The 15,028-nt window shown below is 42.8% G+C and carries 14 protein-coding genes; 10 read left to right on the top strand and 4 right to left on the bottom strand.

Going from position 1 to position 15,028, the window contains the following annotated elements; genetic code table 11:
- The 3 genes from D0T87_RS22960 to D0T87_RS22970 all read left to right on the top strand — a co-directional run.
- On the top strand, nucleotides 1-1,120 hold a 1,120-nt coding region (locus D0T87_RS22960), incomplete at its 5' end, for an AraC family transcriptional regulator (RefSeq protein ID WP_163178407.1).
- A gap of 198 nt (nucleotides 1,121-1,318) precedes the next feature.
- Nucleotides 1,319-1,558: a hypothetical protein gene (locus tag D0T87_RS22965; protein ID WP_163178409.1), complete on the top strand. Its 240-nt coding sequence runs from the start codon at nucleotides 1,319-1,321 to the stop codon at nucleotides 1,556-1,558.
- Between the two features lie 129 nt (nucleotides 1,559-1,687).
- The gene (locus D0T87_RS22970) at nucleotides 1,688-3,529 is read left to right on the top strand and encodes a helix-turn-helix domain-containing protein (protein ID WP_163178411.1); all 1,842 of its coding nucleotides are present in this window, start codon (nucleotides 1,688-1,690) and stop codon (nucleotides 3,527-3,529) included.
- On the opposite strand, the gene D0T87_RS22975 is transcribed toward D0T87_RS22970, so the two are convergent.
- From D0T87_RS22975 to D0T87_RS22990, 4 genes are all read right to left on the bottom strand, one after another.
- Nucleotides 3,515-4,552, bottom strand: a complete 1,038-nt coding sequence (locus D0T87_RS22975) for a GNAT family N-acetyltransferase (protein WP_163178413.1) — start codon at nucleotides 4,550-4,552, stop codon at nucleotides 3,515-3,517. The genes D0T87_RS22970 and D0T87_RS22975 overlap by 15 nt on opposite strands.
- A 90-nt stretch (nucleotides 4,553-4,642) precedes the next feature.
- A complete protein-coding gene (locus tag D0T87_RS22980; protein WP_163178415.1) occupies nucleotides 4,643-5,533 on the bottom strand; it encodes a DUF2156 domain-containing protein in 891 nt (296 codons plus the stop codon).
- A gap of 52 nt (nucleotides 5,534-5,585) precedes the next feature.
- Entirely contained in the window at nucleotides 5,586-6,281 is a 696-nt protein-coding gene (locus tag D0T87_RS22985) for an LrgB family protein (RefSeq protein ID WP_163178417.1), read from the bottom strand.
- A complete protein-coding gene (locus D0T87_RS22990; protein ID WP_163178419.1) occupies nucleotides 6,278-6,616 on the bottom strand; it encodes a CidA/LrgA family protein in 339 nt (112 codons plus the stop codon). The genes D0T87_RS22985 and D0T87_RS22990 overlap by 4 nt, the downstream gene beginning before the upstream one ends.
- A 174-nt stretch (nucleotides 6,617-6,790) precedes the next feature.
- On the opposite strand from D0T87_RS22990, the gene D0T87_RS22995 reads away from it, so the two are divergent.
- The 7 genes from D0T87_RS22995 to D0T87_RS23025 all read left to right on the top strand — a co-directional run bounded on the left by D0T87_RS22995 (nucleotide 6,791) and on the right by D0T87_RS23025 (nucleotide 14,866).
- A complete protein-coding gene (locus D0T87_RS22995; RefSeq protein WP_163178422.1) occupies nucleotides 6,791-7,474 on the top strand; it encodes a hypothetical protein in 684 nt (227 codons plus the stop codon).
- A gap of 44 nt (nucleotides 7,475-7,518) precedes the next feature.
- Entirely contained in the window at nucleotides 7,519-9,003 is a 1,485-nt protein-coding gene (locus D0T87_RS23000) for a hypothetical protein (RefSeq protein WP_163178424.1), read from the top strand.
- 838 nt (nucleotides 9,004-9,841) lie between these two features.
- Nucleotides 9,842-10,342 (top strand): HU family DNA-binding protein, encoded by a 501-nt coding sequence (locus D0T87_RS23005; protein WP_163178426.1) that lies wholly within the window; start codon nucleotides 9,842-9,844, stop codon nucleotides 10,340-10,342.
- A 141-nt stretch (nucleotides 10,343-10,483) separates the two neighbouring features.
- Nucleotides 10,484-11,782 (top strand): RHS repeat domain-containing protein, encoded by a 1,299-nt coding sequence (locus tag D0T87_RS23010; RefSeq protein ID WP_163178428.1) that lies wholly within the window; start codon nucleotides 10,484-10,486, stop codon nucleotides 11,780-11,782.
- Between the two features lie 106 nt (nucleotides 11,783-11,888).
- On the top strand, nucleotides 11,889-12,392 hold the full coding sequence (locus tag D0T87_RS23015) for a hypothetical protein (protein WP_163178430.1): 504 nt from the start codon (nucleotides 11,889-11,891) through the stop codon (nucleotides 12,390-12,392).
- A gap of 240 nt (nucleotides 12,393-12,632) precedes the next feature.
- Entirely contained in the window at nucleotides 12,633-13,649 is a 1,017-nt protein-coding gene (gene pta, locus D0T87_RS23020; RefSeq protein WP_163178432.1) for a phosphate acetyltransferase, read from the top strand.
- Between the two features lie 14 nt (nucleotides 13,650-13,663).
- Nucleotides 13,664-14,866, top strand: coding sequence for an acetate kinase (locus D0T87_RS23025; protein WP_163178434.1), 1,203 nt, complete (start codon nucleotides 13,664-13,666; stop codon nucleotides 14,864-14,866).
- The last annotated feature ends 162 nt before the right edge of the window (nucleotides 14,867-15,028 follow it).

The raw sequence follows: 15,028 nt of genomic DNA on the forward strand, positions 1-15,028 counted from the left end.
TCACCGTTACCATTACAACGACCTGGAAACATCCGACGAATACTTCCGGAAGATACTTGCCGCGCCCAACCACGAGAACTCTTCGGAAGAACATTGCCTGGCCTGGGAAGCTATTGCCAAGGGTAATCTTGGTGGTAACCTACACAAGCAAGGCAAATATGATGAAGCAATCCCATTACTCGAATTTGCCCGTAAAACAATGGCGGGTATTAACGACTTCGCATATGCCAGTGGCATGGTTGCCCTTTTGGCTGATGTTTATTTGGAAAAGAAGAACCTTACACAATGTAAATATTATATAGATATGGGCGTAGATTATATCCAACGTTCCTATCCCAGCCAGCGTTGGGAGCGACTCTATCCTGTAATGGCCAAGTACTACACCATAATGGGCAATACTATCCTTGCGGCTGCATATCAAGACTCGGCTTTAATATATCAGAAGAAGGCTTATGAAGAATACGATGCGCTGAAACTGGTTTATGCCGAACAACAGGCCAGCCGGCTGGAACAACAAGCCAAAGAAGAAGAACTGCAAGTGGAACGTGTACAAACAGCCTATTATAAACATGTGGCATTCTATGTAGGGATTATATTATTGATTATCACCGGACTGCTGTTATATGCTATAAACTTATATCGCCGGAAGCGTGCAGTATACCGTGCGCTGGTAAAGAAAAGCCAGGAGTGGGCTGCCGATCGTAAAGAGTCTGTAAAACCGGAAGAAACAACCGTTGTCACCGGCAAACCCAATGAGGTTGAACTTGCTTTGATGGAACGGATTCGAAAATTAATGGATGAAGAGAGAATGTATATCAATGTCCATTTTACGCTGAACAGTATGGTTGAACAACTCGGAGTAAACCGAACCTATATATCGGCTACTTTGAACAAGTGTGCTGGGAAAACCTTTACGCAATACATCAACGAGTATCGTATAAGAGAGGCAATAGATATCATGTCTGCCAAAGAAAATCAATACCTCACGATAGACAATATAGCTTATAATTCGGGCTTTAGCGACCGTAGAACTTTTCACCGTATCTTTAAAAAAGTAACAGGTTTAACTCCTTCCGAGTTCAGAACTAACCTTCCGGGAACATCCGCCCGGGATTTCTGAATAAATATCATAATCGCTAATATATGCCCATTTCATCGGTATATATTCCCTTTCTGGAAATCTTCAACACATAAACAGAAAGTCTATTTGGACGCAATTGATAAATTGCGACCAAATTGTTCTGACTATTATATAGCTTTGCCTTGTACAGTTGATTGAAACAAAACAATATCTATTCTAATTTTAAAACAGCAGAAAATGAAGAATGTGAAATTCTTGGTGCTAGCCTTATATGTGGGACTATTATTCGCGGGTTGTATAAACAGTGGTATCCCGGCTTCCGGAATGGAGAGCCTGACAGTGAACGTGAGTGTGATGACTGATAGAGAAAATGATATTGCAGCAGTTGCTGCGGGGGCAGACCTCTCTACTGACAACATCTTTCGCCAATATAAAGTCTCCGGTCAAGCGGTTTCCGTTAACTTTATCTCCTTATAAGAAGTTAAAGCCTTTCATTATCCGACAGGTGACAGCAGAGTGAGAACTATTGCTTGCCAGCCTATAATTTGTTACCTTTGTTTTACGATGGATGCTGATGTGTCTGTAACTTAAACCCAAACCTATAAGATGAGTAACCTCACGGTTAAACGTAAACTTCTGATCATTGTATTGATATTATTGCCTATCTCGTCTTTTACAGGCAATCCCTTTCTACATATGATAGGTAAGCCTTATGCCGATTATCTGATGGAGCTGAAGTTGATCCATCATAATCTGGATTTTATGGAACAATCAGAAGCCGATAGCCTTATGGCTTATATGGAAGAAGCTGCCAGGGTGGCCAATAACAGAGAGTGGAAAGTTGAGGAGGCGTTTTTTCGCATGGCTTATCGTTTCCGGTACAAAGCACGGATGCAGCCGGGTAGTAATTATACCATAAAGGATGTGATAGAAGGCTACAGGGCCATCTATGTGGAGGCTAAACAGTTAAATGATACCCTGACTTATTTGCGGGCGTTGCGTGGAGTAATGAATGCCTATGTCTTAGATAACGACTATGATCGTGCATTTGAAGCGGCAAAAAGGTTAAATAGGGAATTCGATTACATTTCCGTGTCCCGGTTGCCCGAAAAGCTGTTTGCCTATCGCGAAATAGCTAACATGCATTACCGCTTCCGTAATTATGTAGATGCCGAAGTCTTTTTCCGGAAGATCGTAGAAGAGCCGGAAGCCAATCGCTATTCTCTTCTGCAACCTGCCTATAATGGATTGGGGTTGATCTACCGCTATCACTACAATGATTACGACCGGTCCGATGAATATTTCCGTAAGATACTTACCGTGCCTCATCATGAGAACTCTTCGGAAGCACACTACCAATCGTGGAGGGGAATTGTGAATGGTAATCTGGGAAATAACCTTTATCAACGGAAAATGTATGATGAAGCGATTCCTCTATTGGAAACATCCCGTAAAATGATGGCAGAGATAAATGATTACACGTATGCAAGTAGTATGGCTGCACTTCTGGCAAATATTTATTTCGAACAGAAGAAACTCTCCCAGTGCAAACGATATATAGATATAGCTGTTGATTACACCAACCGCTCTTATCCTAATGCGCATTGGGCGCAAATCTATCCGGTTATGGCGAAGTACTATACGATGACTGGAGATTTCGTCCTTGCTGCTGCCTACCAGGATTCGGCTTTGGCTTATCAGAAGAAAGAGTATCAGGAGTATGATGCCCTGAAGCTGGTCTATGTAGAGCAACGCATGAACCGGTTGGAACAAAAAGCAAAGAATGACGAACTCTTAGCGCAGCATATACGCGCCAGAAACTACAGAAATACGATTATTTATATCACTGTAGGGTTGCTGCTGGTTATTGGTTTGTTGATTTATGCTATCGTGCTCTATCGCAGGAAACGTGCTGCTTACAGGGTGTTGGTGAAGAAGAGCCAGGAGTGGGCGGCTGCCCGGAAAACGGTTACGGAGTCATCTGCTTGCATAGAGGTTATTCCACCTGTTGCGCCAATGGGAAGTGAAGAGGCGGTTAAACCGAAGGTATTCGAGCTGGTTTTGATGGAGCAGATACGTCAGCTTATGAGCGAGGATAAGGTGTATATCAACCCTAACCTTACATTGGGCGATATAGCGGCAATGCTTGGGGTGAACCGTAATTACACCTCAGCAACCATTAACCGGTGTACGGGGAGTAATTTCGCGAACTTTATAAATGAATACCGCATAAGCGAGGCTATCAGCATTATGTCGGTTAAGAAGAATGCTGCCCTGACCATAGACCAGATAGCCTATAGTTCCGGATTCAACGACCGGAAGAGCTTTTATCGTGCTTTTAAGAAGATTACCGGGTTGGCTCCATCCGAATTTAGGGAGAATATGAGTGATGAGAATGAATCATCGGACGAGAGTCAAATGGATGCCGGAGGCTTACTCCAACATTAAACTCATATATAACCTTACTTCGTCGAATATCAGTGTGCTAAGTTCTTGGGTGCTCAACTCGAGGTGTTCACCCTCCAATGGTTTTTTGCTGAATGTACAAGTGCCTTTGTTAATGTAGTAATATCCGGTATTGAACGTTAGTTGTTCATCGGTGAGGTTTATATTGATTTGTTTGTCGGGATGTGTGGCGGCATACAAATGCAGAATCATTTTTGCATGGATAATGCGTGCCATACCGAAAGGTTCTTCTTTATCCGAATGTTCCGGTAGTTCATACCGTACAATAGTTGACAGGTCGTAATGATGGGCCGCCTCCCGGATTAAACTATCCCTGATTGTATTATTGTCGGCAAAGCAGTCGGATACTTTTAAATAATTGTCTTCCGGATAAGCAAACAAAACACCGCGGCAGCGAGGCGCTGCACCCGGGTTTCCATCCGATGGGTGTTGGGCAAGAATGGCGCTACCGCCGCCGATACGTAGGTCTTCCATGATGGCTTTAAAATCTTCGGCTGTATGCTGCACATAATTGGGGCGGCTGTATGCTTTTTCTGTGCAATAGTCGAAGAGGGATTTATCAAAGGAGGTGATATGTTTAAATTGAAGGTTTCCTTTGTTTGCCGGAATGTCGGATACGTTTTCCTCTATCGGGGTACGGAAGAAGGCCGGGGCATATCCTGTCTTGGCGTAATAATCATATAATCCCCGATTAGCAGGAATCAGGATGCTTAGTGGAATATTCTTTTGCACCATCCGGCTGAAAGATTCGGCCAGTAGTTGAGACATCACGCCTTTGCCCCGGAAGTCGGGATGGGTGCAGGCACCGGATATATAAGCTGTTTGGATCTCGATACCTTCGAAAGTCATCGGGTAATAAGGCATCTGCAAAGAGGAAACAACTTTATTTCCGCTTTGGATAGTCATCGTCGTCTCACTACTGTAGCGGAGACGGAAGTACATTTCTACAAATTCATCATTGTCATCGAAGCAAAGCTTCCATAACTCTTTTACTTCTTCCTTCATTTTAGTTGAAAGTTGAAAATTGAAAGTTGAAAGTTAATAACTGAAAATTACCGTATCGCATGGCAACTTTCAATTTTCAACTTTCAACTTTCAACTGATTAAGCAGGCTTCATTCTTTTCCAGTATAATCGCCGGATGGTAGGAGAGCTTTGCTTTACGCAATCCCTCTATCCCCAGATCTTCTTCCCGGTTTATATACGTATATTGTTCGGGTATATGGTTTGCAAATTCATAGTTGATCATGGTATAAGCGCCATCTATATTGATGTCGGCTTTTTCTACATGAACCCCGAAGGTGTCGTGGCTGATGGGCATACCGAATGTAAAGGCAGCGATTTTGCCATCTACACGCAATAATCCGCCGGTTAGTCCCAGTTTTTCGAAATGGGTTAAGGCATATATAATAGCCCGGTTTTCGTTGAGCATACCTTCTTGTTCTTCGCAACCATTTTGTTTGCACCACACTGCTTCAAGTCTTAAACACTCCTGAATATGATCGGGCGTAAGATCAACATATTCGTAATTATAAGTCTTTTTGAACTTATTGATGTGATTCCGCTTCGACTGGTATTTCTTTCCGCTCAGCGTAGCCAGGTCTGTACGAAGATAGATGTAGTCTGAGAAGTCTCTGTTGGGTGTAAAGATGAACTTGCCCGGCATGCTCTTTTCAATTTCCTCTTTCATATCCGGGGTAACACCGAGCATCCAGAGTTCTTCATGTTCTTCGAGGGCGTTTGCTTCGAGGTCTTCGACCACTTTCTTCAAATCGCCCTTGCCGATAGGCATCATGTGGGCCAACTTTTCGTTTGCCCGGAATTTGAGGACGAGGAAGCCGTCTACCTCGGCAAACTGTGTGTCATACAAGAATCTCCAACTGCATAGATTGGAGAAAGACAGGTCGCAGTTTCTGCGATCACTGTTCATTGTATATTTAATAATGGTTTCTTTATCTTCTAAAGTGAGGTCTTTAAATGAAATCATAATTGTGTTTAATGCTAATAACTATTTAATAAACAAAATAGTATGCGTTTTGTTATAGGAATCCTAATAATCTTAATATAGATGGGGTGAGCAGTGCGGTAAATATACCGTTTAGCGTTAACCCCAGACTGGCATAAGCCCCATGTTCATTGCTGACTCCCATGGCGGTCGATGCACCCATGGCGTGTGCGGCAGCGCCTATGGACAATCCTTGCGCAACGGAATCTTTTACCTTAAATAGCTTCATCACCTTAAAGCCCAGGATGCCACCGAACAGTCCTACGCATACCACTACTGCGGCGGTGAGCGATGGAATTCCGCCAATTGCTTTAGTCACTTCCATGGCTATAGGTGTAGTGACCGACTTCGATGCCAGTGAGAGGATGGTTTGCTGCGTTGCTCCCAGAGCAGATGCAATGACAACAACCGAAATAACTCCGATAAAGCATCCCGCCAACTGCGACAGGAGAATAGGGAGGAGTTGTTTCTTTATGTTTTCCAACTGTAGGTAAAGCGGTACTCCCAATGCCACAACAGCCGGTTTTAGCCAGAACTCAATAAGATGCCCGCCTTCGTTATACGTTTCATAACTGATGCCCGTTGTTTTCAGGAAAGTGATCAGTACGGCAATCGTAATCAGGATGGGGTTGAGTAGTATGATACCCGTTTTCTTTTGCAGGAACCTCGACAGGAGATAGACTCCGAAGGTAAGTGCCAACAGAAAGAACTTATTCTCAAAATAACTCATTTTCTTCTATGTGCTAGTTGGTGAACCCATCCGGTAACGATAAACACCAACAGTGTGCTGACAAGAGTGGATATGGCTATGGGCCAGAACTCGGCGGCAATCAAGTCAAAGTAAAGCATTAACGCTACACCCGGAGGGACAAAAAAGAAGCCCAGATTGGCTACCAGAAAATCGGACATACCTTGTACCCAGTGAAGTTTTATCCATCCCAACTTCAAAAGGAGCGTAAGCAGCAGCATACCAATAACGCTGGAGGGGAGCTGAACCCCGGTGAGAAAGACAACCAACTCACCCAATGCCAAACAGCCAAATAGTATGGCGCATTGACGTATCATATTTACTTCTATATTTAGTAAAACGCTGCAAAGGTACGTGATAAAATTCGTTTCTGTGTTCGTTAAATTATAAAAAAGAGTTTATATGTGTGAATAACTGAAAGAATTGTTTATTTTTGCAGCAGTACACATAATAAATAACGATAATATTAACCATTAATATATTGAAATCGTATGAAAAGGATTTTGTTAGTAGGTGCCCTCGCTGCATTTGGAATGATATTCTCAACGGGCATAAATGCTCAGGAAAAGGCTTCAAAGAAAGAGTTTAAGGACAATCAGAAGTATGAAAAAACACTGAATAAGGACTTAAAGCAGAAAGCGATAAAAGGCGCTCGCAAAGAAGCTAAGGCGTTGGAAAAAGAAGGATTCAAAACGCTGCCCGGTAAACTCCCAATCGACAAACAGGTGGAAAACGCATGGCAGAAGCAAGTAGAAATCGATACGGATGGTAACCCATACTGGTATGTGGCTTCTTCAAGAGCTATTGGCGGTAACCAGCATGCAGCTGCTTTGCAGGCAACCAATGCGGCCAAGATTGATCTGGCGGGACAAATTCAAACTAAAGTAACCCAATTGGTCGAAGTAAAAGCTGCCAACAATGACATGGGGCAGGAAGAAGCCGCTAGTATAATTGAAGTAGTAGCTGCAAGCAAGAGTATTATCTCGGCTACGCTGAGCCGTACTATTCCGTTGGTTGAGGTGTACAAAACACTGTCTAACAAAAACGTAGAAATGATGGTGACTTTGGGCTACAGCATGGATGCAGCCAATAAAATGGCTATCAAAACTGTTCGCGATGAGCTGGCAAAGAAGTCGGAAGAACTTGCTAAGGAACTAGATAAGCTGGGATATTAATAAAACAGAGGAAGGGGGTTGCCCCTTTCATAACTCTCGTTTCAATGAAAAAGAAAAGAACTCTTTTTCTCTTGTTCGCGTTGTTTGCCTTTTCCTCTTTTATTCAGGCGCAAGAAGTCGACCTGAATAAAGTATTTGAAGAGTTTCAACAGCAGCAGCAACAAGAATTTAATAATTTCAAGAATAAGGCCGACGAAGAATTCTCGGCCTTTCTTAGAGAAACATGGGAGAAGTTCGAAGTCAAAGAACCCATCCCCGCACCCTTACGGCCGGAACCGGTAGAGCCTACCGTCTTCGATGATAAAACACCGGCTCCTGCCCCGGTACAGGTAAAGCCTAGAAAACCGGCATCGACAACCCCCACACGGCCTACTCCGGGGAAATATGTGTCGGATGAACCCTATGTGCCTGTTAAGATAGACAAGCCGGTGGTGCCTCCCTCTCCCAACCATCCGGTCGACCGTACAGCCATCCGCTTGTATGGCACCTCGTTTTATATATCAACCAATGCAATATCCCGGTTCTCACTAAAAGGAATCGGCGAAGGGAATGTGGCCGATGCGTGGAGCGCGCTTTGCAAGGCAGACCACGAACTATTGATAAACGACTGCATGACCCTGAAGGAAGAAAAGAGGTTAAGCGATTGGGGATATATACAACTCACCCGACAGATCGGCGAGCAACTGTATGGCGCCCGGCGTACAAACGATATTGCTTTCCTGCAAATGTTTATTCTCAGCAAATCAGGATATAAAGTACGCCTGGCAAAGATAAACGAACAATTAAAATTGCTGATAGCGCCTTCCGGCATCATGTATGGGCTGCCATATATAACGCTGTCCAGTACAAAGTTTTATGTGGTTGAACCGTTGAAACAGTCGGGCGGAAGTATATACACTTATCCCCAGGAATTTGCCAACGCGCGGAACTATGTCAGTCTGTTCCTTCATGCTGTGCCCGGTTTTGACCATGTTTCTTATACGCGCGAGCTGAACGCCAGGAACGGACTCTCCGTGCAGACCGTAGTTAATAAAAACCTCATTGATTTCTATAAAGATTATCCTCTTTGTGGAGTACCTCCTCATTACAAGGCTCCAATGAGCGATGAATTATGCCAATCTTTATACCCTCCGCTTCGGGCAGCTATTCAGGGGAAATTGCAAAAAGAGGCAGCCAATATCTTGATCAATTTCGTACAAACAGCCTTTGACTATAAAACAGATGGTGAACAGTTCGGATACGAGAAGCCAAACTTTCCGGAAGAAAACTTTTACTATCCTTATAACGATTGCGAAGACCGTGCCATGCTATACGCCACGTTGGTAAAAGACATGCTGGGACTGGAAGTTGTACTGTTGGATTACCCCGGACATATCGCTTCGGCTGTTTGCTTTACCGAAGATATACCAGGCGATAATGTGCTGATTGATGGTAGAAAATATTTGATATGCGACCCTACTTATATCGGAGCATCCATCGGCATGTGTATGAGCGAATATAGGAATATAATGCCAACAATTATTAAGTAAATGTATGCATGCTGTCAATGTTTAGCAGGAAAATGTATACATTCCGGCTTAGAATGCGTACATTTTGGCTTTAAATGCATACATTTCTCGACAAAGTAAAGTAAATTAAACTAAAAGAGAGCACGAGTGAAAATGAAAATTCGCTTCGCTCACTTTCACTCATTCGTGTACGCTCAAGACGATATTTAAAATCTTTATAGACTTACTTACCCTCCAAACTCTTATAGAACTTGGGCTGAGTTCTTATAGAATTCACTGCGGATTCTTATAGAACCGGTTACGGGTTCTTATAGAACTGACTGCTAGTTCTTATAGAATCCGGAAAGAAATGCATGCATTTGGGACCAATCCGAAAATCGGGTTGAATTGTTGAATTGCTATAGCTCTTATTGAAGGATTAGCGTATAACGGGGTGGAAATGAATTAAAAGTAAATGGTTAACTGTAGGGGCGGTTCGCGAACCGCCCAATGCACAGAATACACAGGAAACCATTTTCGGGCGGTTCGCGAACCGCCCCTACAGTAAATCATTTACATCAAAACCCTACAAAAAGGAGTGAAACCTTATAAAAGATATTGTTTATACAATTATAGCAACTAACTTTTCTTCTTGATCCTGTATTTACATTTAGCTCTTCCCCCTTCCAGAAGTCTCCTGGCTGCAACTTTCCGACCACGAACGAAGAATCGGATTCCAGACTGCCAAATGTTTCCCTCCCCGTCAATCGTACTGTATCTTTGCATTAGAGATCAGGAGAGAATGATTATCCGGAAATCAACATCCCATGATCCCGATTGAGAATAATAACAAAAGTATAATTTTAAAAAGAATAATAATATGTCAGTTCCAGTAAAACGCTATAAGCGTCATAAGAGAATCGGCGATGCAACATCGCCCATCTACAACTACCTCCGCCAAGAGCCGGGAAGTTACAAAGTAATCACCATGGACAAGATCGCTAAACGCATGGAAAGAGTTGGGGCACTCAGTGCACAAGATGCATTGCACACCATCCAGAACTTTATCATCGAGCTGAAGGAAGAACTTGTCGAAGGCAACAAAGTGAAAGTTGACGGACTGGGAACTTTCCACATCACCTTCGCCTGCGAAGGAACGGAAGCGGAAAAAGACTGTACCGTTAAGAAAATCAAGCGTGTAAACATCAAATTTGCTGTAGACAAATCACTGCGCTTGGCCAATGACAGCACAGCAACCACCCGCGGAGCCGATAACAACGTCCAGTTCTACATCAAAGGAGAAACCGAAGCCGCATCCACCGGAAACAACAACGGTAACAACAACGGTGATGACGACGAAGTTATAGACCCCGGCTTCTAGGGGCGAGGCGCCCCGGCCAGGTTGCAATGCCGGTGGCGAGGTAGCGCAGCCAAACTCCCCTCCTTTTTGAGGAGGGGTGGCCTTTAGGCCGGGGTGGTGGGGGAACTTAAAAACAATTTTACAATCAACAAATGAAATTCAATGATGAAAAAACTAATATTTCTTTTAGCACTAATCTTGTCCTTGGTTTCTCAAACAATCTATGGACAAGATTTTAATTTTACAGAAGCAAGTAACAGCACAGATTTTGAATATCTTTATGATGCCAATGGCAATATGATTAAAGATAGTAACAAAAACATTGCCAACATTCAGTATAATTCTTTAAATTTGCCCGGTAAGGTTGAATTTGTAGATGGTCGTTCTATTGAATACACCTACACCGCCAATGGTACTAAACTTCGAACTGTTCATAAGAACGGAAGTAACATAGAGAAGAAAACAGATTACTGTGGCAATAAGGTCTATGAGAACGATCAACTAAGTAAAATCCTGTTCGATGGAGGATACATCACTATGTCGGGGAATACCCCTACATATCACTACTACTTACAGGATCATCAGGGAAACAACCGGGTAGTTACAGATCAAAACGGAAATGTGGAAGAAGTAAATCACTACTATCCTTTTGGAGGAATATTTGAAATAGCCCAAAATGTACAACCCTACAAATACAATGGTAAAGAGCTGGATAGAACCTACGGACTGGACCTATATGATTACTCCGCACGGTTCATGGACCCAAAACTAGGACGGTTCACAACCATGGACCCTATGGCGGAAAAATACTATTCGGTGAGTCCGTATGCATATTGTGCAAACAACCCAATGAGGTATATAGATCCCACAGGACGGGAAATGATTGGTTATACCGTAAACCGTAATGGTACACTTAAGCCTGTAAACACTGAAGGTGGGGCCAGCTATCATGTGATTTACAGAGGAGAATATAATCCCGGTATGCGTAAAGACTATGATGAAACGGGCACAAGAAGCGGATTGAAAGTAGGAAGGCTGATTTCCATATCTCCTGTTAAATTGGCAGTTATGGATAATGAAACCTGGGAGAAGACTGGAGAAAAAATAAATCATGGGTATATTCTTGAAGCCGGAGAAGGAACATCTAAAGTACTAGAATTCATTGAAAAAGATTTGGATGTAGAAGTTGGCAATGTATCGGTAGAGTATGATAATACTGGAAAAAAAGAAAATCTAATCATGACCAGCCATGAAAAGGATATTATAGATGGTAGTATGCACCAAATAAACAAATTAGTATCTAAAGGTGCTAAGGTGGTAAGAGACGATCATAATCATCCAAGTGGTAACTCTCTACCTTCAAAAAAAGGTGGAGATTTAGATAAGAAAAAAGAGATTCTAAAGCATTCTCCAAATGCGGAGTTTCGGATACGTGCAAATGGGGAGTATTATTCATATTAAAAAACAAACGATTATGAAACACTTTTATGGGTTCACAGTTTTACTTGTTTTTATTTTATCCGGTTGCAATAACAGACCTAAAACTACGGAATATACAAATCCGTTCATGGTTGAAGAAGAAACCATATGTATTCCTTATCGGTATCCCCCGGAAGATTCAATCGATGTTAACCTGGAAAAATATATAGTAAAAAAAACGTTGCATCCGGTATTTGATTCAATCATTCATTCGGTGGAAACATGTCCGGAATTTGACTCCTCACGTGCGGGATTCACCCTTATCCACGAGATTTCAAAAGGGTACCCATTAGTTACAATATCAATAGTAAAATATACTTGGTGTTACAATACAGCAAGAGATAATGCTATATTCTTTCATAAAGGATATAATTTCTATTACGAAGGAGGTTTTATTGATGCTTTTTTTGAAAAGACCAGTGAGTTTGTCCAATTCAAAGGCGTGGATATGGATAAATATACGTCAGACTTCACCTTAAACACCCCAGGATTTTACTGGCGATACATTTTAAAGAAAAAACGCCTACAGAATATTGGTTATAACAATTGTAATGGTTGGTGGAGTGATGAAAAATATAAAGGTGTATACTAATTGAATAATAGGCTATCCAATAATAAATGGGTAGCCTATAATATTCTCTATATAAACCAAACTCGGGTGTGGCGCCTCACCACCAGGTTTTAGTAAATATTAATAGAATAAATATCAGATTTGAGATAAAAATACCCGAAATTGCAATGTAGATATTGCAATTTTGTGTACTTTTGCAGCGTGATTAACATATCTACCTGGAATTCACATTATTATAATATATATATTCTATTCTATTCAATGGGCTTAATGAGCGAAATTGTAGCGCGCGCGATAGGAAATCCGCAGCGCATTGTTCTTCCCGAAGGCACAGAAGAACGTACTTTAAAGGCTGCCGACATGATCTTAAGAGACGGTATAGCCAAACTTGTTATTCTCGGCAATCCAACCGAGATCATGAATCTTGCCAGTCAGTGGAGTCTGGCGAACATCGGTAAGGCTACTATCGTAGATCCGGAAAATTGTCCGAAACATGAAGAGTATGCCCAGTTGCTTTGCGAACTTCGCAAAAAGAAAGGTATGACCATCGAGGAGGCTCGTAAGCTGACACTTGATCCTCTTTACCTGGGTTGCTTAATGGTGAAAAGCGGTGATGCCGACGGACAGTTGGCAGGTGCCCGCAACACAACCGGCAACGTCCTGCGTCCGGCATTGCAAATCATCAAAACACTTCCGGGAATCACTACCGTTTCGGGCGCCATGCTGTTAATCACAAAACACATGGAACTGGGAAAGAATGGTGTGCTCGTGATGAGCGACGTTGCCGTTACCCCTGTTCCTACTGCCGAACAACTTGCCCAGATCGCCGTTTGTACGGAACAAACAGCAAGATCGGTCGTTGGAATCGAAGAACCTAAAGTGGCCATGCTTAGCTTCTCAACCAAAGGATCGGCCAAACACGAGGTGGTAGATAAAGTGATCGAAGCTACCCGTTTGGCAAAAGAAATGAACCCGGCCATGAAAATAGATGGCGAGATGCAAGCCGATGCCGCACTCGTTCCTTTTATCGGATCAAGCAAAGCCCCAGGCTCAGAAGTGGCAGGACATGCTAATGTGCTCGTCGTTCCCAGTCTTGAAGTAGGTAATATTGGTTATAAGCTGGCTCAACGTCTGGGCGATATGGAGGCAGTTGGACCGATCCTTCAAGGCATGGCCCAGCCCGTAAACGACCTGTCTCGCGGTTGCTCTATTGACGATATATATAATATGATAGCCATTACTTCCAATCAAGCGATTGCCAGTAAACAAAGTAAATAAAACAAAATAAGCAAATGAAGATCTTAGTATTGAACTGCGGAAGTTCATCCATCAAGTATAAACTGTTCGAAATGGACAGCAAAGAAGTCTTGGCCCAAGGTGGTGCCGAAAGAATCGGTCTGCCTGGCGCCTTCCTCAAATTCACGTTAAGCAACGACGAGAAAGTTATTCTTGAACGCGAAATGCCCGAACATACCGTAGGTATTAAATTCATCCTCGAAACACTGACCAGCGAAAAGTATGGTTGCATCTCATCTCTCGACGAAATTGCAGCCGTAGGACACCGTGTGGTTCATGGAGGAGAGAAGTTCAACTCATCTGTCCGCATTACCCAGGAAGTAATCGACCAGATGATAGAATGCTCAGACCTGGCGCCACTTCATAATCCGGCCAACCTGAAAGGTATCTATACCATCACCGAGTTGCTGCCCAACGTGCCCCAGGTAGGTGTGTTCGATACAGCTTTCCACCAAACCATGCCCGATTATGCATACATGTATGCCATTCCATACGAAATGTATAAGAAATACGCCATCCGTCGTTATGGATTCCACGGAACAAGCCACAGATACGTATCTAAACGTGTATGCGAGTTTCTGGGCGTAAACCTCGAAGAACAACGCATCATTACCTGTCATATTGGTAATGGCGGTTCCATTACAGCCATTAAAAACGGTAAATCTGTCGATACCTCTATGGGGCTCACTCCGGTAGAAGGTCTGATGATGGGTACCCGTTCGGGCGACGTTGACGCCGGTATGCTTACCTTCCTGATGGAAAAAGAAAAACTGGATGCCCAGGGATTATCCGACCTGTTGAACAAAAAGAGTGGTGTGTTGGGTATCTTCGGTGTATCTTCCGATATGCGCGAACTAGAAAAAGCAGTTGCCGAAGGTAAAGACAAACGCGCCATACTTGCCGATAACATGTACGACTATCGCATTAAGAAATACGTAGGTTCTTATGCTGCTGCATTAGGCGGTGTAGATATCATCGTATTTACTGGTGGAGTAGGAGAGAACCAAAGCACTTGTCGCGAAGGCGTGTGCGAAGGTCTGGAATATATGGGCGTAAAACTCGATAAAGAACTCAATGCCAGAACCCGTAGCACTGAAACCATTATCAGTACCCCCGATTCAAAAGTGAAAGTAGTAGTTATTCCTACAGACGAGGAAATGACTATTGCCATGGATACGGCAGATATCTTGTCGAAATGATTTAGAATATCTTAAATAAAGAGAAAGAGGCTGTTTTAACTATCCTCCCCCTACCCCCTCCAAAGGGCAGGGCTGTTAAGTTTTTAAATTTTTCTTCTGTTTTTGAGTACATTAGTGCTCCATAGTTCTTTAAAATGATTATTTTAGCATAAAAAAGAGATG

Source organism: Bacteroides sp. 51, from assembly GCF_010500965.1.
In the GTDB taxonomy this organism is placed as follows: Bacteria; Bacteroidota; Bacteroidia; order Bacteroidales; family Bacteroidaceae; genus Bacteroides.